Here is a 19,934-nt window from a genome sequence, read left to right as displayed (position 1 = left end):
TTATTTATTTACTAATCCTAATACTCTTAATCCGTTTATTGTAGCAATTTCTACTAAATGATCTATATCATAATAATGACAAGCTTCTAACATGACACGTAATTCTATCCAGAGATTTCCATCAGAAAAAGGTTTGTAGATATCACAAATGTTATCTGTTCCAAAAGCCACTATGATTCCTTCAGGAACCATTTCGTCCACTGGAGTGATAGAATTATGGCTAGGGCTCAAACGTTCACTTCTGGTATGATCAATCCAAGCAATGGGACAAGAGATTACCATTAAATCTGCTTTTTTCATTAATTGATATGTTTCATAACGATAAGCTCTAGCATGTGCTGCTAAAGAAATACTATGTATAGCTACTACTTTTCCTTGCATTCCATGTTCAATCGTTTTTTTGGCTAATTTTTCGGTTTCTTTTTCTTCGCTAGTATTAAATTGATCAACATGTACATGGACTATTTTTTCCTTTTTTTTAGCTGTTTTTAATAAAATATCTAGATGTTCATCTTCTTTTCCATAATCTTTAGCGGGTAACCCCCCAATAATATCCACAAATTCTACTGATTTATCGAACCAATATTTTGATTTTTTGTCTAATACCCCTTTCAGAACTTGATTTGCGAAACGAATATGGATGGAATTTCCATAATTATTTTTCAATTTTTTAGCTGCTTTCAAGGCACGATCTTCAATTATTTCATCCACATCAATAAAGGTGCACAAAGCTTGTGTTCCTTGCATTAAAAAATATTCCAAAGCTTTTTCCATACGGATATAAATATCCTCTTCTGTAGCTAAACGTTTCATTTCATCAACCAGATACCATTTTTTTTTGATGGAAAAATAAGAATATTTGAAATTTTTTTTTGTTAGAGTATAAGCTCTATCTAAGTGAGCATGAGCATTAACCCATCCTCCTTTTTTTTTCACTTTTTCTATAAAAATTTTCTTAGGATTCATTTTTAATCGGTTTCTTAAATATTGGAAATCCAAATTACTTTTTTAGTTATAAAAAATGGTTCTTTAAAATAATGATTTAAAGGATATTCTATTGCATGAGGAATTTTTTTTAATTCCTCAGAAAGATTTCCTCCTTTTAGATATAAAGCTCCATTTTGAATTTTAGAATTAGATTTGCATTTAAATTTATTTTTTATCCAATTATGGATTATATCTATTTTTGTGACAGCTCGAGAGACCACAAAATCAAACTTATTTTCTAATTTTTCTGCACGTATACAAATAGGATGTGCATTTTTTAAATGAAGATTATATATGATTTTTTCTATAATTTTAATTTTTTTTAGAATAGAATCGACCAATAAAAATTCTGTATGAGGAAAAACTATGGATAAAGGAATCCCCGGAAATCCTCCTCCTGTGCCTAAATCCATAACACATGATCCAGGGAAAAAAGAAAATACTTTAGCTATTCCTAAACAAAAAAGTACATGTTGTTGATAAAAATCGTAGAATGTCTTTCTAGAAATTAAATTCACATGTGAATTCCAATATGCGTATAAATTTTTCAAAGAAGATAACTTATAGATTTGTTGGTTCAATAGATCTGGAAAATATTTTTTAATTAATTCCATATTAATGGATCAATAAATTTATAAACAAATTTATTTAGATTTGTAATCATTTCAAATTCTAATAATATCTATGAAAAATAGATTGTCTCATCGTTTACAGAATATATCTTATTCGCAAACCATAGCTATGTCAGCTAAAGCCAGAGAATTAAAAAATAAAGGATATGACATTATTAACTTAAGTTTGGGAGAACCGGACTTTTTACCTCCTAATTTTGTTTTAGATGCTGCTAAACAAGCGATAGATGAAGGTTATCATTATTATACTCCTGTATCCGGATATTTAGAACTTAGAAAAGTAATATGCGAAAAATTATACCGTGATAATCATTTAAAATATACCCCTTCTCAAATTGTAGTTTCTACTGGAGCAAAACAAGCTATAATGAATGTTCTTTTCTCTTTGCTGAATCAAAATGATGAAGTTCTTATTCCCGCTCCTTATTGGGTTAGTTATTTACAAATGGTAAAATTGTGTGAATCTTATCCTGTTGTAGTCCAAACAAGCATGAAAAATAATTTTAAGATTCATCCAAAACAGCTAGAAAAAGCAATAACCTCTAAAACGAAATTATTTATTTTCAGTACTCCTTGTAATCCGACAGGAAGTGTTTATTCTTATCAAGAATTAAGAGATTTAGCAGAAATTTTTAAAAAACATCCAAAAATCATGATTCTTTCTGATGAGATTTATGAACATATTTGTTACTCTGACGAACATGCTACTAGTATTGCTATATTTCCTGATATTTATAATCAAGTAATTACACTAAATGGACTCTCTAAGGCTTTTTCAATGACTGGTTGGAGAATTGGATATATTGGGGCTCCAGAATGGATTGCTCAATCTTGTGATAAGATACAGGGTCAAATGACTTCTTGTGCTAATTCTATTGCACAGAGAGCATCTATTGCTGCATTAAAAAACGATCCGAGTAAAATAGGATATATGATCAAAGAGTTTAAAAAAAGAAGAAACTTAGTTTTGGATCTGATCAAAGAAATTGATGGGTTTCAATTTAATAAACCAAATGGAGCTTTTTATATTTTTCCAAAAGTTTCATATTTTTTTGGAAAAAAATTATATGGTAAAATTATTCAAAATGCAGATGATTTTTCTGAATTTTTACTTGAAAAAGCTCAAGTTGCTACAGTGAGTGGGAGTGCATTTGGGAATCATGAATGTTTGCGTATTTCTTACGCTTCCTCAGAAGATAAAATTATAGAAGCCTTCACAAGAATAAAAAAGGCATTAAATTAAAAAAAAAAATCGGGTGGACGACCGGATTCGAACCGGCGACCCTCAGAACCACAATCTGATGCTCTAAACCAACTGAGCTACGTCCACCATATGATGAATCACACAAATATAATTAATAACAAAAACTTTCTATAATTTTTTTACAATAAGAAAAAAGATCGCTATATATCCATTTTAGAATGAATTTTTTTTCTTGAATAGGGTATAAAAGATGAACATTTGCACCTGCGTCTAATGTAAAATAGATATTTTTCTTGCTTTGTATTCTAAAATCCCATACAGTATAAAGAACCTTCAGAGTATTTGGTTTCATCCATAAAAAATAGGGACGAGATGTCATGATCATGGCATGAAGAGTCAAAGCTTCATGTTCTATCAATTCTCCAAATTCTTGAAAATCTCCTATTTTTAATATGGATATAAGCCTATCCATATTTTTATTAGCACATTTAAGTCTTTCTCTAGCATAAGGATGGTTATTCATCAACTGATGCCCTTTTGAACTCAAAATTTTTTTAGGTTCTTCATCTATTATTAAAATAGTATTTACCATTTTTGTAAAAATGGGGTGTACTTTATATGGATATGGAATAGCATAAAGATCATTACTTCCTTTTATTGATTGATGACATCCCCAGACAACAAGTCCAGGATAAATAGATCTGCAAGCACTTCCGGAACCTAATCTTGCTAAAAAAGAAGCTTTTTTTAAAAAAAAATCTTCTTTTAAAGAAGAAACTAATTTTTTTTCTATTTCCATAATGCATAATGCTAAAGCACTCATAGAAGAAGCAGAAGAAGCTATTCCACTACTATGTGGAAAAGTATTATAGGTCTTGATAATAAAATTAAAATCTCGTAAATAAGAACAATAAAATGAAATTCTATGAAAAAATTCCAAAATCTTTGGAAGAAAACTATTTTTTTCTTTTCCAGACAGAAAAACTCTTATGGAAAAATTTCTTTTTTTTTTTCTTTTTTTTTCTATAAATTAATCGTGTGACCGTGTAGACCCCTCCCAGTGAATAACTAATAGAGGAATTCAACGGGATTTGAATTTTATTCTTATCCTTCCCCCAATATTTAATTAAAGCAATATTAGAATGACTTTTTTTTGTGACAACTCCATTTGGGTCTATAGAATATTTTTTTTTTCTATAAAAAAAACTGTTTTTTTTCAAAATTTAATTACAAATCATTTTCACTTTGATTGATATAATCTAACATTTTTTTATCGTCCAATTCTCCCTCAGAACGAGCTATAACACAACTAGCTAATCCATTTCCTATTACATTTACGGTCGTGCGAGCCATGTCCATTAATTCATCTATGCCTATAATAGCCAATATAGGCCAAGTGGGTAATCCAAAAGAAGCAACAGTGGCTAAAAGAATAACTAAAGAAGCCCTAGGAACTCCTGCTACTCCTTTGCTAGTTAAAATTAAAGTCAACCCTATGAATATTTGTTGACTAAAACTCAAAGGAATACCAGATGCTTGTGCTACAAAAACAGTAGCTAAAGATAAATATAAAGTAGTCCCATCCAAATTGAAACTATAACCTGTAGGAATCACAAAAGCAATAATTTTTCTTGGAACGCCTAATTTCTCTAAATTTTCCATAAGTAGAGGTAAGGCGGATTCGGAACTCGTCGTAGCAAACGCAAGTGATACAGGTTCAGTTAATGCTTTAATAAAACTTTTTAAAGGAACTTTAATCCATAAAATAATAGGAAGTAAAACAACTATCAAAAAAATAAGTAAAGCAATATAAAGAGTCAACAATAATTGAAATAAATTATATAAAATATCCAACCCCATATGTCCTACTGTATAAGCTATAGCGGATCCTACTCCTATAGGAGCAAAATACATTATAATTTTAGTAAATTTAAACATGATTTCTGAAAGACTCTCTGCAAATAGTAATATAGGAGTTCGTTTTTTTTCTTCCAAAAAAACCATGGAAATTCCGAAAATAACAGAAAAGACCACTATAGGTAATACATCTCCATGATATATAGATTTGATAAAATTTTCTGGGAACACATGAAGAATAGTGTTTTGCCAAGTTCTACTTTCTACTTTTGGCAATTGTTGTTCTGTTATTCCCGAAGGGATAACAATACCTACACCAGCTTGAGAGACATTAATAGCAATAAGACCAATAAATAAAGCTAAAGTTGTAACAACTTCAAAATATAGCAGGGATTTCCATCCCATGCTGCCTAATTGTTTAATATTAGAATGACTTGCTATACCAACTACTAAAGTTGAAAATAATATTGGAGCAATAATAGTTTTTATCAATCTCAAAAATATTTGAGATAAAAATCTTAGTTCTACAGCAATTTTTGGAAGATCTAATCCCATTTCTATTCCTATGATAATGGATAATAAGATCCAAGTAGTTAAATCTTTTTTCAGAAAGGCATACAATATGAAAATAGATATGACGAAGCATCTTAATATGCAAAGAGTCAATTTATCCAATCCTAAAAAAGATTTGAACAAATGAATCAATACATATGCTAAAACATTTAAAAAAGCTATTAATAAAACTTTTTCCTTTTTTACTTTCATTCCAATACTCATTTTGTAAAATTCAACATATCTCAAAAATCAAATTAAAAAATATACGGTCGGTAACAGACCCGTAGGGACTCGAACCCCAACTTACAGAACCAAAATCTGCTGTGCTACCGTTACACAACGGGTCTACGTGTAAATATATACCATTTTTTTTTCAAAAACATTATAATTATGCCTAAATTAAGGTTTTTTGGTTGTTATTTAAATCCATCAAATTATGTCTGTTAAAATACGTTTAAAAAGAATAGGAAAAAAACATAGACCTATTTATCATATAGTTGTAGCTGATTCTCGTTCTCCAAGAGATGGTAAATTTATTGAAAAACTAGGAACTTATAATCCTCATACGGATCCTCCTTCAACTGTATTAAAAATGGAAAATGCTGTATCCTGGTTAATGAAAGGGGCACAACCTACCAACACGGTAAGATCCATTTTTTCTAAAAACGGTGTATTACTCAAAAAACATTTATTAGAAGGAGTGAAAAAAGGAGTTTTAACTGATGAAGAATGCCACAAAAGATTTCATGGATGGTACAAAAAATATAAAATTTAATTTAATAAATAACATGGAATTTTGAATTTTTCTGAAAGATCTAAATCATAAGAACTATTTGTAGAAAAATTTCCTATACGTTCTCTTCTTAAAGAAAGGAGATAAGATCCGCTTCTGAGTGCTTTTCCAAAATCTTGAGCAAGAGATCTAATGTAAGTTCCTTTTCCACATTCTATAAAAAATTTTATGTAGGGAATCCCTATTTTTAGGATATGAAATTGATAAATTTTGACACGTCTCGATTTCATAGAATTTATTTTTTCTCCTTTTCTAGCATACTCATAATATCTTCTTCCTTTTTTTTTTAAGGCAGAAAAAGAGGGAGGATATTGATCGATTTCTCCTATAAATTTTTTAGATGTTTTTCTAATAAGTTGAGGAGTGATGTGAAAAGTGGAAGAAAAATTATATTCCTCTGTTTCTGAATCAAAAGATAAAGTTTCACAGCCTAATTTGATAATACCTGTATAAGTTTTTTTATAATTTTGAATATCATATACTTTTTTAGTATATTTTCCTGTTAGAACAATTAATAACCCTGTAGCAAGAGGATCTAAAGTTCCTGCGTGTCCTATTTTTAAATTTCCTTTTTTTGTAGTAAGAGTATTCGTGAGAATAGAATTTTTAATTTTTCTCACAACTTCAAAAGAAGTCCATCCCCACGGTTTATCTATTAACAACATTTTTCCGTTTTGAAATTCTAATAAATTTTTTATCAAAATTTTCCAATCGGTTTAATCAAATAATGTATAACAAGAAAAAAAATACCCAAAATGATTCTGTAGTATCCCAATAATTTGAAATTATTTCTTTTCAAATATTTCATAAAACATTTGATAACTATCATTCCAGTAATGAAAGCTACTATGTTTCCTAAAAATAATAATTCTATCTCTTTAAATGTAAAAGAATTTAATTGAAAATAATAGTCAAATAATTTTTTAAATGTAGCAATTACAATAACGGGAACAGATAAAAAGAAAGAGAATTCAATAGCTTTTTTTCTATTCACATTTTGTAGCATACAAGCAACAATGGTTGTTGCACTCCTAGATACTCCTGGGATCAAAGCCATACATTGAAATAATCCAATAGTAAAAGCTTTAAAATAAGTAATTCTGTTCTTTTGATGAGGGGAATTTTTTTCATAAAAATTTTCTGCTTTCAAAATGACTAATCCTCCTATAAAAAGAGATAGAGCAACAATCAGTGGATCCCCTAATAAAAAATTTGTTTTTTTGGAAGAAAAAAAACCCAAAATTCCTACAGGAAAACTAGCTAAAAAAATTTTTAGGTAAAAACCCCATTCTTGAAAAAGAAATTTTTTTCTATACAAAAAAACTACTGATAAAACTGCTCCAAGCTGAACAGAGATAAGAAATAAATTTGTTATTTTATATTCTAGTATTCCCATAATAGAAGCTGCAAGGATCATATGTCCTGTAGAAGAAATAGGTAAAAACTCTGTAATTCCTTCAATAAACCCTAACAGGATTGATTGAATATAATTCATGATGTAATGATATGTATTGAATTGAATAAAATACTATACATCAATTTTTGCATGTATTGCATTTTTTTCTATGAAATTTCTACGTGGTGGAACTTCATCTCCCATAAGAATGGAAAAGATTTTGTCTGCTTCCGCATGATTTTCTATGTTGACTTTTCGTAAAGTTCTCTTATTGGGGTTCATAGTCGTTTCCCAAAGCTGTTCCGCATTCATCTCTCCTAATCCTTTGTAACGTTGAATATTCACAGTTTTTCTTCCTCCTAATTGATTGAGTATATTTTCTCTTTCTTGATCACTCCAAGCATATTGAGAATGATTTCCTTTTCGAATTAAATAAAGTGGAGGTGTTGCAATATAAATGTGTCCTTTTTCTATTAATGGTTTCATATAACGAAAGAACAATGTTAAAATTAAAGTAGAAATATGACTTCCATCTATATCCGCATCTGTCATAATAATAATTTTATTGTATCTCAGTTTTTTTACATTTAAAATTTCTTGATCTTCTTCTGTTCCAATAGAGACTCCTAAAGAAGTAAATATATTTTTTATTTCCTCATTTTCAAATATTTTATACTGCATAGCTTTTTCAACATTTAAAATTTTACCTCGTAAAGGTAAAATAGCTTGAAAATTTCTGTCTCTACCTTGTTTAGCTGTCCCTCCAGCAGAATCTCCTTCAACCAAATATATTTCACTGCTTTCTGGATTATTGAAAGAACAATCTGCTAACTTTCCAGGTAAAATACTATTATTGATGGGATTCTTTTTTTGTATTAATTCACGAGCTTTTTTAGCGGCTTGACGAGCTTTAGCTGCTAAAAGGACTTTATCAATAATCTTTTTTCTATCACTGGGATGTTCTTCTAAATAACTGTTCAACATTTCCCCTACTATTTTATCTACAATTCCTCCCACTTCGTGATTACTTAATTTAGTCTTAGTTTGTCCTTCAAACTGAGGTTCCATTACCCTAACAGATATAATAGCTGTAATTCCTTCCCTAAAATCATCTCCAGTCAACTCCACTTTATCCTTATTAGATAAAACTCCATATCCATCCGCATATTTTTTTAACGTTCTTGTTAGTGCTCTTCTAAATCCAGAAAGATGAGTTCCTCCTTCATAAGTATTTATGTTGTTAACATAAGAATAAATTTTTTCTTTAAAAGAAGTATTGTACTGCATCGCTACTTCTACAATTGTATTATCTTTTTCTCCTTCAATAAAAATGACATTTTTTGTTAAAGATTCCTGATTTTTATCTAAAAGAGGAAGATATTCTTTTAATCCATTTTTAGAAAAAAAATATTCTTTGATGTTCTCTCTTTCATCTTTTAAAAATAAGTACAGTCCTTTATTTAAAAAAGCCAGTTCTTTCAATCGATTGGCTAAAATTTCATAATTATATGTAATGGAATTAAAAATAGAATGATCAGCAAGATAATAAATTTTTGTTCCTTTCATATTGGATTTTCCTAAACATTTTACAGGATAAAGGGGTTTTCCTTTTAAATACTCTTGTTGATAAATTTTTCCGTTACGATAAATTGTTACTATAAGTTTTTCAGATAGAGCATTGACACAGGAAATTCCTACACCGTGTAATCCTCCTGAAACTTTGTAAGAATTTTTATCAAATTTTCCACCTGCTCCAATTTTTGTCATAACTACTTCAAGAGCAGATTTTCCTTCTTTCTTATGAATGTCGATTGGAATTCCACGACCATTGTCAAGTACGGTAATAAATCCATTTTTGTGAATTGTTACCCATATTTTATTGCAAAAACCTGCTAAGGCTTCATCGACAGAATTATCTATCACTTCGTAAACTAAATGATGCAACCCTCTAATTCCTACGTCTCCAATATACATAGAAGGTCTGAGTCTGATATGTTCTATTCCTTCAAGAGATTGAATACTATCTGCTGTATAATTTTTTATAGGATTATGTTTACTCATAATCCATGATTTTTATTAAAAATTTTTCTTATTTCCATAAAAATTTATAGTTTTATCTTCGATCAAAGATAGAATAAAAATGTTTTTTCGTGAAAATTTGGGATAAAAAGACTAATTTTAGTTTTGATAAAAAAATAGAAAATTTTACTTCAGGGAAGGATTCTAAAATAGATTTACTTTTAGCTCCACATGATGTTATAGGAACTATAGCTCACATCATTATGTTGAAAAGTATTGGTCTATTAAATCAAAAAGATTTAGAAGTCTTGATTAAGGAGTTACGTAACATTTATGTTCACGAAATATTAAAGAATAATTTTAGAATAGATGAAGGAATAGAAGATATTCATTCTCAAATAGAGTTTTTGTTAACAAATCGTTTAGGAAACGTAGGAAAAAAAATACATAGTGGGCGATCCAGAAATGATCAAATATTGGTAGACTTAAAACTTTTTGTTCGCACAGAAATCAAAGAAATAGTTTTGATCACTTATTCTTTTTTTGATTTGTTATTAAAATTAAGTGAACAACATAAAAATACATTAATGCCTGGTTATACTCATTATCAAATAGCTATGCCTTCTTCTTTTGGACTTTGGTTCGCTGCATATGCAGAAAGTTTAATAGATGATTTGCTATTAATTCGTACAGCATATCGCATTGTCAACAAAAACCCTTTAGGATCCGCTGCTGGTTATGGATCTTCTTTACCTTTAAATCGAAAAATGACAACGGATTTATTGGGATTTGAAAATTTAAATTACAATGTAATATATGCTCAAATGGGACGAGGGAAAATGGAAAGAATAGTTTCAGAATCTATTGCTTCTTTAGCAAGAACTTTAAGTAAAATGGCACAAGATATTTGCTTATATTTAAGCCAAAATTTCAATTTTATTAGTTTTCCTGATAATATGACTACCGGATCTAGCATCATGCCTCATAAGAAAAACCCAGATGTTTTTGAGATGATACGAGCTAAATGTAATAGAATGACATCATTGCCTAATGAAATTTCTTTGATTACTTCTAATTTTTGCTCTGGATATCATAGAGATTTTCAAATTATTAAAGAAAGATTTATTCCTCTTTTTGAAGAAATAAAAAAATGTTTTTCTATGTTTCAGTACATGTTGAATCATATCATAGTAAGAAAGGACATTCTTAAGGAAGAGAAGTATGAATACTTGTTCAGTGTAGAAGTAGTTAACAAACTTGTTGTTGAAGAAGGATATTCTTTTAGAGAAGCTTATCAAAAAGTCGGTTTGGATATCCAAAATGGATGTTTTAAACCCTTAACAAAGAGTTTTTATTCTCATGAAGGAAGCATAGGAAATTTATGTAACGAAAAAATTAGAAATTTGATGCAAAATGTGATCAAAAATTTTGATTTTGAACAACTTGAAAAAGTTATAAAACGTTTAATTTATAGTAAAATTCATTTTGATGGATCCTCTAAGAATCCAATTTTTGTTTAAGTTTCATGGATTTTTGATAAAACCAATCTTTGATTTTTTGATGATGTCCAGATAAAAGGATTTCTGGAACTGACCATCCTTTATAAACGACTGGACGAGTATAAATGGGAGGAGCGATTACGGATTCTTTTTGAAAAGAATCCGTAAGAATAGAATCTTTATTTTGTATAACACCAGGTAATAATCTAACTACAGATTCTACTACAACAGCAGCTGCTATTTCTCCTCCAGATAAAATGTAGTTACCAATAGATATTTCTTTGGAAATCATGTGATCTCTAATTCTTTGATCAATTCCTTTATAACGTCCACAAAGAATGATTATATTTTTTTTATCAGTTAGAGTTTTCGCATATTTTTGTGAAAATAACTTTCCATCAGGAGTCATGAAAATTTTTTCATCATAATTTCGTTCTGATAACAATTTTGAAAAACATTGATATACAGGTTCTATTCGAATAACCATTCCGGATCCACCTCCATAAGGATAATCGTCTACTTTTTTACGCTTACCTAAACCATATTGACGTAAATCATGAACATAAATATCAATCAATCCTTTATGGATTGCTCTTTTAATAATAGAATTGGAAAAAGGGCTATGAAGAATTTCAGGAACTAAGCTAACAATATCTATACGCATTATTTTTTTTAGTAATATACACTTTGACTAAGAATCTAGGAATGAAACTAATAAAAAAATTCTACCTTTGTAAATAATTTGTCAAAATGAATTATATCGTATCTATAGTAGGACGTCCAAATGTCGGAAAATCTACTTTGTTTAATCGTCTTGTAGGAAGAAAACAAGCTATTGTTCATATGACAAGTGGAGTCACAAGAGATCGCATTTTTGGGAATTCAGAATGGAATGGAGTCAAATTCTCTGTGGTGGATACAGGAGGTTTTAGTTTTACGATTTCAAAAAATGATGTACTTGAAAAAGAAATAAAAAATCAAATTTTTATGGCAATCAAAGAAGCTGATGTGATTTTATTTTTGGTAGATATTATGGGAATATTCGACACGGATATAGAAATGGCTAAAATACTCAGAAGATGTCATAAAATCACTTTATTAGTAGTGAATAAAGTAGATACCAGAAAATTCATTGATACAGATTTTTTTCGTTTAGGATTTGTAAACTATTACTATATATCAGCTATAAATGGAAGTGGTACGGGAGAATTACTAGATAAATTAGTAGGAATATTCAAAGAAGAATTCGTTAAAAGAAAAGAAAAATTCGTAGAAAAAGAATTTCTTCCTCGTTTTTCTGTGGTAGGACGTCCAAATGTCGGAAAATCTACTTTGATTAACTCTTTTCTAGATAAAAATCATCATATTGTAACGAACATTTCTGGAACAACTAGAGATAGTCTAGACGTTTTCTACAAAAAATGGGGATATGAATGTATTTTAGTTGATACTCCTGGAGTAAGAAAAAAATCAAAAATAAGAGAAAACATTGAATTTTATTCTTCTATGAGAACGGTAAAAACAATAGAATACACTGATGTTTGTCTTCTAATGGTAGACGCGTCTCTTGGATGGGAAAAACAGGATATGAATATTTTTAGATTAGTGAAAAAGTATCATAAAGGGATTATAATTCTTATTAACAAATGGGATTTATTTCATAATAAAAATTATTCTATTCAAAAAAATTACGAATTTTTGATTCGAAAAAAAATATCTCCATTTGATAATGTTCCCATTTTTTTTATATCTGCTAAAAATAAAGATGGAATCCATCATATTATTTCCACAGCTGATCAGATTTTAAAATCCCGTAAAAACAGATTAAAAACGAATATTTTAAATAAAATTATGTTACCAATTTTTAAAAAAAATCCTCCTCCTTCTAAGAAAAAAAATAAATTAATAACCATCAAATATTGTACTCAGCTGCCCTCATGCACGCCAATATTTATTTTTTTTTCTAATTTTCCTCAATACATAAAAGAATCTTATAAAAGATTTGTTGAAAATCAAATTCGTTATCACTTTGATTTTAGAGGTGTCCCTATACAAATTTTTTTTAGAAAAAAATAATTTTTTAGGATTTATTCTCTACTTTTTTTGATAATACTGTGATAACACGTTTAAGAGGAAAGTTAATAGAAAAAAATCAATCTTATTTAATAATAGATTGTCATGGAGTAGGATATCATATTCATATATCGTTATATACCTATTATTCTTTGTTAGAAGAAGAAGGAAAAGATATATGTATACATACTTATCTCTTTATCAAAGAAAATCAACATGTTTTGTATGGTTTTTTTGACAAAATAGAAAGAAAAATATTTTCTTATTTGATATCCGTGAATGGAATAGGTCCAAACTCTGCTATCATGTTATTATCTTCTCTTACTCCATATGAAATCAAAGAATCTATATATAAAGAAGATATAAAAGTATTCGAAAAAGTAAAAGGAATTGGAAAAAAAACAGCTCAAAGAATTATTATTGAACTGAAAGATAAATTTACTAAAGTAATTATTACTAAAAAAGGAAAAAACGTAAAATTATTGGAAAATACACCTTATTTAATCAAAAAAGAAGCTTTAAGCGCTTTGAGTGTCCTTGGATTTTCTCCTCAAGAATCTAAAAAGGTTTTGGATGAGATTTTGAATGAACATCCAGAATTTTCTGTAGAAAATCTCATTAAAGAATCTTTGAAAAAATTGTAAAATCAGAAAAATGATTTCTGATTTATAAAAAAACAAACCTGAAAAATAATATACTTTTGCTTTTTTTGTGAATTCAATAATACCTATTATTATGAAATTTTTTTATCCATCAATTATAGTGGTTCTTTTTTTATTATCCATATTTGATCTGATTGTTGGTTTAATTAATGATGCCGTTAATTTTCTCAATTCTGCTATTGGATCTCAAGTCTCTTCTCGTAGAACTATCATGATTTTTGCTAGCTTAGGTATTTTATTAGGAGCTTTTTTATCTAGCGGAATGATGGAAGTAGCAAGAAAAGGTGTTTTTGATCCTTCTTATTTTTATTTTTCAGATATTATTTTTATTTTTTTGGCGGTTATGATATCCGATATTCTTTTACTGGATATTTTTAACACTTTAGGGTTACCCACTTCTACTACAGTATCTATGGTTTTTTGTTTATTAGGTGGAGCTTTCAGTATAGCAATGATTAAAATGAGTTCTCCATTAAATAATGAGCCCTTTCATCATTTAACTCTATATATTAAAGCAGAAAAAACATTAAATATTAGTATAGGTATTTTTTTATCTATTATAATTTCTTTTACTTCTGGTGCTTTCATTCATTATTTCATTCGTTATTTATTTAGTTTTGAATATGAGAGTAAATTAAAATATGCAGGAGTAATATGGGCTGCTATTTCATTGAGCGGGATGACTTATTTCCTTATTGTAAAAGGATTGCATAGTACATTACAAGGATTTATTAATGATAATTATTTAACAGGATTTTCCTTATTCATTCAACATTTGATAAAATGGATTCACCATAATTTTTTTATTTTTTTGCTCATATTATTTTTAACATGGACAATCGTAGCAAAAATATTTGTTTCCTTAGGATACAACATATTAAAATTTGTCGTACTATATGGAACTTTTTCTTTGGCTATGGCTTTTGCAGGAAATGATTTAGTCAACTTTATCGGAATCCCTATAGCTGGAATACAGTCTTATAACATATGGAAAGAAGCGGGAAGTCCTCCCGCTGAAAAATTCAATATGAAAAGTTTATCTGGAAATGTACAAGTTCCATCTTTGGTTTTGATTTTTGCAGGGATGATTATGATATTGACACTTTGGTTTTCCAAAAAAACAAAAAACATCACTAGCACAGAAATTAATTTAAGTAGACAAAATGAAGGGCCAGAGAAATTTTTATCCAATTCTTTTTCTAGAGGAATTGTTAGATTTTTTTTATGTTTCGGAAATTCTTTTTTTAAATTCTTTCCGAAAAGACTTTTGGTGAGAATAGAAAAAAATTTTAAACAAAAAAAAACACAAAAAAAAGAAATCGTAGCTTTCGACCTAGTTAGAGCTTCTGCTAATTTAACTATATCTAGCATATTGATATCTATAGCTACGGTTCAAAAATTACCATTATCTACGACTTTCGTTACTTTTATGGTATCTATGGGGACTTCTCTTTCAGATAGAGCTTGGGATCGAGAAAGTGCTGTTTATAGAGTTTCAGGAGTGTTAAAAGTTATAAGAGGATGGTTCTTAACAGGATTAATCGCTTTCACAATGGCAGGAGTAACGGCTGCTTTTTTATACTTTTTTAAAGCATGGGCTTTATACTCTCTTATTTTTTTAATTGTATTTGTTTTTTACAAAAGTTATAAAAACTATCATAAAAAAATAAAAGAAGAAAAACCTCTTTTTGATATTATAGTAAATATGACATTGGAAACCACCTTAAATAAAACCTTTGATATTCTTAACCCTATACTTGAATATATAGAGGTTATTTATAAAAATAGTATAGAAGGAATTACTCAAGAAAATTTAAAAACTCTTCAATTTAGTAGAAATTCTTTTTTAAAAGTAAAAGAAAATTTTACAAACATACAAAATTCTTTAACTCAAGTGATTCGAAAAACGAAAAAAAGCGAACCTATTGCTGGAATTTTTTATCTACAGATATATAACAAAACTAAAGAGATTATTGAATCCTCAGATATGATTACTAATCATACATTATTTCATGTGATAAATAGCCATAAACCTTTAAAATATCAACAAAAGAAAAATCTTTTAACACTTGAAGATCTTATGATAGAACATTTTAACATAATAAAAAAAATAACAATAGATAGAAATTGTAAAAAAATCCAATTACCTTGTCCAATCCAAAATAAAATTCTAAAAAAAATAGAGGAACAAATGAATCAACAGGTTATGGGAATTATTTATAAAAAATATGGAACAAAAAACACTTTTTTGATGCTAGATATTCTTTTGCAATCAAAAAAAATAACAGAAAGTGTAGAAGATATCATCCTGTTGTACAAAAACAACTTATCCCATATATCATCAAAAAAAGACGCATCTTTTCTCGCTTTCTAAAAATCAAATGGTCATTATGTTGCATCCTCGTATGTCTGAAAAATCCATTCTTCCTAATACTTCAAATTCATAGTCATTTATTTTCTTTCCTAAATCTTCGGTAGAAATAAAAGGACAAGATAAGTAATTCGATAAATCTATAATATCAACACCTCCTATTTTATTGTTATCTATATGAATAAAAGGATCTTCCGGATCTCTGATATATATTTTCATCCAAGGAGGACATCGAAATACACCGTTTTTTTTTGCATATGCTTGAGAAAGCAATTCTGTCATTCCATATTCCGAGTGAATTTCCTTTACACAAAAAAATTTTTTTAAAATATTGTGTAATTCTTCTCTAATGATTTCTTTTCTTTTTCCTTTCATTCCTCCTGTCTCCATAATAATTACGTTTTCTTTATATCCATTTTTTTCCATTTTCTCTATAAAATCTAATAAATAAAAACTAAGTCCAAAAATTAAAACATTTTTTTGATCAGGGATAATCCAATTTTTATACTTGTAATTGGAATAGGAAGAAACAATATCACTTCCATTTTGAATAGTTTCTTGTATTAAATATTTTACCATATAAATTAAAGAAGAATCCTTTCTATCAGTAGGAATAAATCCTAAAAATTTAAATTTTTCTATTGGTCCATAAAAAAATTCAAATCCTTTTCTAATACTGTTAATATAAACACTTAAATCTGCTACATAATGCTTACTTTTTATTCCTGTCGTTCCGCTACTAGTAAAAATAATATCTGGAATTCTCGTTTTACTGCTCCAAATACAATGTGTTTTAAAAAAAGAAATAGGTAAAAAAGGAATTTCAGAAATATTTTTGATTTCCAATGGATCTATTTTTAATGATTGAAGATAGTTTTTATAAATTTTATTATTATCAATTTGATAATGAAATATATCCAATGTTAAATTTTCAAATTCATTTTTTGATAATACCGAAAAAATCTTTTTTTTAAAGTTCATTTAAAAAATAAAATTTGTAAATAAAAATATAATTCTTTCAATTTATTAAATAAATATCCTTTTCTAGAGAAAAGAAATTGAAATTCTTTTTCAAAAGAATTTTGAAAAAAATTATAAGGAATTATATCTACTTTTTGATTTGCTTCTTTTAGAAAAAAAAGACATATTGAAATATAAAAAAAATATTTAATCATGCCTAATATTCCTCCAAACAATCTATCCACAGGTTTCATCCATGTAATCATCATAATAAATTCTATAATTTTTTTGGCTAAAAAAGCTAAAAAAATTATAGAAAAAAAAGAAAAAATTAGAGAAAAAATTACAAAAAAATAGGATTCTTTACTTACTATTACTACATTGACTTTTTTGACAAAATCAAATACATAGATCCCTTTATAAATAATAATTATAAATATCATGAATACAAAAAATTGAGATATTAAACCTTTTTGATATCCTTGATATCCTCCATAGAAAACTAAAATTATAATAATTATATCTGATGCTAACATAACTTAATAAAATAGAAAAAAAATTTATGCAAAAATTTCATATCAATTGGAATAAAGTAATGTTATATATACGAAATCATTTTTCCATAGAAGGAAAAATTGATATTATTGGAATTATTTACTTAATAGGAATTCAAGAGCTGGGGAAAGGGAAAAATAGATTTTCAAATAAAGAAGATAAAATCAATATTTTACATATCGCAATATGTAGAATACTAGAACCTTTTGGTTATTATTCGTTTCTTGGAAGAGATAAGGAAGGATGGCCTCATTATGTATTGAAAACAAAGATTCCTTTTAATCAGGAAGAACAATTGTTTTTGATTAAAAAAGCTATCATTCGTTATATGAATGACGAAAATATTATTGAATAAATATGGATAATAAAATAGATCAAATCAAAAAAAAAATAAAATGTTTTCATATGAAAACATATGATGATTTAGAAACATTTCGAATTAAATTTTTAGGAAAAAAAAGAGGGATCATAACAATCTTATTTAAAGAATTAAAAAAAATATCCATCCATAAAAGAAAAATTTATGGAAAAATTATTAATGAATTAAAAAAAGAAGTTCAAGAAAAAATTTTGAGTTTTCAATCCAAAAATAACATTCAAAATGAAAAAATACTCAAGTATGATCCTACTATACCCGGAAAGTCTATAGAAATAGGATCTATTCATCCACTATCTATGATAAAAAATAGAATGATAGATATTTTTCTAAGAATTGGATTCATTTATGTAGATGGGCCTGAAATAGAAGACGATTGGCATAATTTTACGGCTTTAAATATTCCAATCTCTCATCCCTCCAGAGATATGCAAGATACATTTTTTTTATGCAAAAATCCAGAGATTTTGTTACGGACACATACTTCGTCTGTACAAATACGATATATGAAAAGACATCATCCTCCTTTTCGTGTTTTATCTGTAGGAAAAGTATATAGAAATGAAACTATTTCATCTCGTTCAAATTTCATTTTTCATCAAGCAGAAGGATTTTATATAGATAAAAAAGTTTCCTTTTCTGATTTAAAACAAACGATTCATTATTTAATAACTTCTCTTTTTGGAAAAGCAAAAATCAGATTTCGTCCTTCTTATTTTCCATTTACAGAACCTAGTGCTGAAGTCGATATATATTGTAATAGTGAATGGTTAGAAATTATGGGTTGTGGAATGATAGACCCAAAAGTTTTGAAAAATGTAGATATTGATCCAGAAATTTATTCTGGATTTGCTTTTGGAGTAGGAATAGAACGTTTAGCTTTAATGATTTATCAGATGAAAGATATTAGAATTTATTTTGATAATGATATTCGTTTTTTGAGACAATTTAAAAGTGAGTTTTAGACTGAAATTTTCTTTGTCGGAAAACTTCATATAAAATCACTCCACAAGCCACAGATACATTCAAAGAAGAAATTCCTTTTATTGATGGAATTTTTGCTTTTTCGCAGGAAATTTCTAAATATTTATGAGAAATTCCTTTTTCTTCGTTTCCTAGTATTAAAGCTGTTGGCCCTGAAAAATCAATATTGTACCAATAGATATTAGATTTTTCTGTAGCGGAAACAATTTTTAATCCAGAGTTCATTAAAAACTCTATAGTGTTCTTTATATTTTTTTCTTGACATATTGGAACTTTAAATAAAGCACCTGAAGAAGTTTTGATAGAATCAGATCCAATCATTGCTGTATACTTTTTTGGAATAATAATAGCATCTGCTCCTGCGCATGCAGAAGTACGTATTATAGATCCAAAATTTCGGACATCTGTGATCCTATCTAAAATGACCAAAAGAGGGTTTATCCCTTTTTCATAAAATATAGGAAGCAAATCTTCTATTTGATAAGTTTTTATAGGAGAAAGAATAGCGAAAACTCCTTGATGATTTTTATTTTTTAATTGATAAAATTTTTGTTTCGGAACAATTTGAATTGGGATATTTTCTTTTTTGGAAATACTTATTAATTTTTTGTAAGCATTTGATCCTTGTTTCAATCCTCTTTGAAAAAAAAGTTTACTAATAGTCTTTTTAGATCGAATAGCCTCTATCAATGGATGTATTCCATAAACAATTTCTAATTTATTCATAGACAAGAATTCTAATCTTTTTGATTTTTATCAAAAATTCTAAAAATAGATTTTTTTAATAAATTTTTGATAAAAAATCGTGGAATATTTCTACAGAAAAAAAATATAAAAAGGAAAATAAAAAAATAAAAAATAGTTAGAAGTCCAAATCCAATCACATAATTTTTGAAATAAAAGGAAAGAAAAAAACATAAAGAAAGACTTCCTAAAAAAAAAATAATAATACAAAATATTAACAAAAAAAAATTCAGAAAAATTTCTGTCATGATGTAAATCAATATTCTA

Annotated in this window: 18 protein-coding genes, 2 tRNA genes and 1 pseudogene; 8 read left to right on the top strand and 13 right to left on the bottom strand. The window is 27.7% G+C overall.

The annotated features are described in order from the left end of the window. Entirely contained in the window at window positions 1-966 is a 966-nt protein-coding gene (locus H0H47_RS01450; RefSeq protein WP_185866259.1) for an amidohydrolase family protein, read from the bottom strand. 14 nt (window positions 967-980) lie between these two features. Next, the gene (gene rsmG, locus H0H47_RS01445; RefSeq protein ID WP_185866258.1) at window positions 981-1,601 is read right to left on the bottom strand and encodes a 16S rRNA (guanine(527)-N(7))-methyltransferase RsmG; all 621 of its coding nucleotides are present in this window, start codon (window positions 1,599-1,601) and stop codon (window positions 981-983) included. Window positions 1,602-1,671: 70 nt separating this feature from the next. Here rsmG and H0H47_RS01440 point away from each other — a divergent pair, with 70 nt between their 5' ends. Further along, window positions 1,672-2,862: a pyridoxal phosphate-dependent aminotransferase gene (locus tag H0H47_RS01440; RefSeq protein ID WP_185866257.1), complete on the top strand. Its 1,191-nt coding sequence runs from the start codon at window positions 1,672-1,674 to the stop codon at window positions 2,860-2,862. A gap of 12 nt (window positions 2,863-2,874) precedes the next feature. On the opposite strand, the gene H0H47_RS01435 is transcribed toward H0H47_RS01440, so the two are convergent. The 4 genes and pseudogenes from H0H47_RS01435 to H0H47_RS01420 all read right to left on the bottom strand — a co-directional run bounded on the left by H0H47_RS01435 (window position 2,875) and on the right by H0H47_RS01420 (window position 5,582). Next, window positions 2,875-2,949: transfer RNA gene (locus tag H0H47_RS01435), tRNA-His, on the bottom strand. Window positions 2,950-2,974: 25 nt separating this feature from the next. Beyond that, a pseudogene (locus H0H47_RS01430) lies at window positions 2,975-4,043 on the bottom strand (diphosphomevalonate/mevalonate 3,5-bisphosphate decarboxylase family protein). A 7-nt stretch (window positions 4,044-4,050) separates the two neighbouring features. Continuing rightward, window positions 4,051-5,457: a dicarboxylate/amino acid:cation symporter gene (locus H0H47_RS01425; RefSeq protein ID WP_185866256.1), complete on the bottom strand. Its 1,407-nt coding sequence runs from the start codon at window positions 5,455-5,457 to the stop codon at window positions 4,051-4,053. A 54-nt stretch (window positions 5,458-5,511) separates the two neighbouring features. After that, window positions 5,512-5,582 (bottom strand) — tRNA-Gln (locus H0H47_RS01420). Window positions 5,583-5,671: 89 nt separating this feature from the next. Here H0H47_RS01420 and rpsP point away from each other — a divergent pair. Next, complete coding sequence (rpsP, locus tag H0H47_RS01415) at window positions 5,672-6,010, top strand: 30S ribosomal protein S16 (RefSeq protein ID WP_185866255.1); 339 nt, start codon at window positions 5,672-5,674, stop codon at window positions 6,008-6,010. Here rpsP and truB read toward each other — a convergent pair. Genes truB through gyrB form a run of 3 tightly spaced genes read right to left on the bottom strand, consistent with a single transcriptional unit; the run spans window position 6,007 to window position 9,485 of the window. Continuing rightward, window positions 6,007-6,729 (bottom strand): tRNA pseudouridine(55) synthase TruB, encoded by a 723-nt coding sequence (gene truB, locus H0H47_RS01410; protein WP_185866254.1) that lies wholly within the window; start codon window positions 6,727-6,729, stop codon window positions 6,007-6,009. The two genes, rpsP and truB, sit on opposite strands and share 4 nt — an antisense overlap. Beyond that, the gene (locus H0H47_RS01405; RefSeq protein WP_185866253.1) at window positions 6,726-7,523 is read right to left on the bottom strand and encodes an undecaprenyl-diphosphate phosphatase; all 798 of its coding nucleotides are present in this window, start codon (window positions 7,521-7,523) and stop codon (window positions 6,726-6,728) included. The genes truB and H0H47_RS01405 overlap by 4 nt, the downstream gene beginning before the upstream one ends. A 33-nt stretch (window positions 7,524-7,556) precedes the next feature. Then, complete coding sequence (gene gyrB / locus H0H47_RS01400; RefSeq protein WP_185866252.1) at window positions 7,557-9,485, bottom strand: DNA topoisomerase (ATP-hydrolyzing) subunit B; 1,929 nt, start codon at window positions 9,483-9,485, stop codon at window positions 7,557-7,559. Between the two features lie 89 nt (window positions 9,486-9,574). Between gyrB and argH the strand changes: the two genes are divergently transcribed. Next, window positions 9,575-10,963 (top strand): argininosuccinate lyase, encoded by a 1,389-nt coding sequence (argH, locus tag H0H47_RS01395; RefSeq protein WP_185866251.1) that lies wholly within the window; start codon window positions 9,575-9,577, stop codon window positions 10,961-10,963. Here the strand turns inward: argH and trmD are convergent. Further along, on the bottom strand, window positions 10,941-11,606 hold the full coding sequence (trmD, locus tag H0H47_RS01390) for a tRNA (guanosine(37)-N1)-methyltransferase TrmD (protein ID WP_185866250.1): 666 nt from the start codon (window positions 11,604-11,606) through the stop codon (window positions 10,941-10,943). The two genes, argH and trmD, sit on opposite strands and share 23 nt — an antisense overlap. Before the next feature lie 86 nt (window positions 11,607-11,692). Between trmD and der the strand changes: the two genes are divergently transcribed. From der to H0H47_RS01375, 3 genes are all read left to right on the top strand, one after another. Next, window positions 11,693-13,018: a ribosome biogenesis GTPase Der gene (gene der / locus H0H47_RS01385; RefSeq protein ID WP_185866249.1), complete on the top strand. Its 1,326-nt coding sequence runs from the start codon at window positions 11,693-11,695 to the stop codon at window positions 13,016-13,018. Between the two features lie 38 nt (window positions 13,019-13,056). Next, a complete protein-coding gene (gene ruvA / locus H0H47_RS01380; protein WP_185866248.1) occupies window positions 13,057-13,659 on the top strand; it encodes a Holliday junction branch migration protein RuvA in 603 nt (200 codons plus the stop codon). Window positions 13,660-13,750: 91 nt separating this feature from the next. Continuing rightward, a complete protein-coding gene (locus tag H0H47_RS01375; protein WP_185866304.1) occupies window positions 13,751-16,051 on the top strand; it encodes an inorganic phosphate transporter in 2,301 nt (766 codons plus the stop codon). 3 nt (window positions 16,052-16,054) lie between these two features. On the opposite strand, the gene H0H47_RS01370 is transcribed toward H0H47_RS01375, so the two are convergent. Beyond that, window positions 16,055-17,029: a LuxE/PaaK family acyltransferase gene (locus H0H47_RS01370; protein WP_185866247.1), complete on the bottom strand. Its 975-nt coding sequence runs from the start codon at window positions 17,027-17,029 to the stop codon at window positions 16,055-16,057. Beyond that, window positions 17,026-17,544 carry a CvpA family protein gene (locus H0H47_RS01365; RefSeq protein WP_185866246.1) on the bottom strand — a complete coding sequence of 173 codons (519 nt, stop codon included), beginning with the start codon at window positions 17,542-17,544 and terminating at the stop codon, window positions 17,026-17,028. Before H0H47_RS01365 ends, H0H47_RS01370 begins: the two co-directional genes overlap by 4 nt. Window positions 17,545-17,570: 26 nt before the next feature. On the opposite strand from H0H47_RS01365, the gene H0H47_RS01360 reads away from it, so the two are divergent. Continuing rightward, window positions 17,571-17,918 carry a hypothetical protein gene (locus tag H0H47_RS01360; RefSeq protein ID WP_394366930.1) on the top strand — a complete coding sequence of 116 codons (348 nt, stop codon included), beginning with the start codon at window positions 17,571-17,573 and terminating at the stop codon, window positions 17,916-17,918. 2 nt (window positions 17,919-17,920) lie between these two features. Then, a complete protein-coding gene (pheS, locus tag H0H47_RS01355) occupies window positions 17,921-18,904 on the top strand; it encodes a phenylalanine--tRNA ligase subunit alpha (protein WP_185866245.1) in 984 nt (327 codons plus the stop codon). On the opposite strand, the gene rlmB is transcribed toward pheS, so the two are convergent. Continuing rightward, a complete protein-coding gene (gene rlmB, locus H0H47_RS01350) occupies window positions 18,888-19,649 on the bottom strand; it encodes a 23S rRNA (guanosine(2251)-2'-O)-methyltransferase RlmB (protein WP_185866244.1) in 762 nt (253 codons plus the stop codon). The two genes, pheS and rlmB, sit on opposite strands and share 17 nt — an antisense overlap. Window positions 19,650-19,934: the final 285 nt, after the last annotated feature.

It is taken from the genome of Blattabacterium cuenoti (assembly GCF_014252075.1).
GTDB lineage: Bacteria > Bacteroidota > Bacteroidia > Flavobacteriales > Blattabacteriaceae > Blattabacterium > Blattabacterium cuenoti_AC.
Note: the sequence above shows the minus strand (reverse complement) of the source record. Positions and strands in the feature narration are given on the sequence as shown.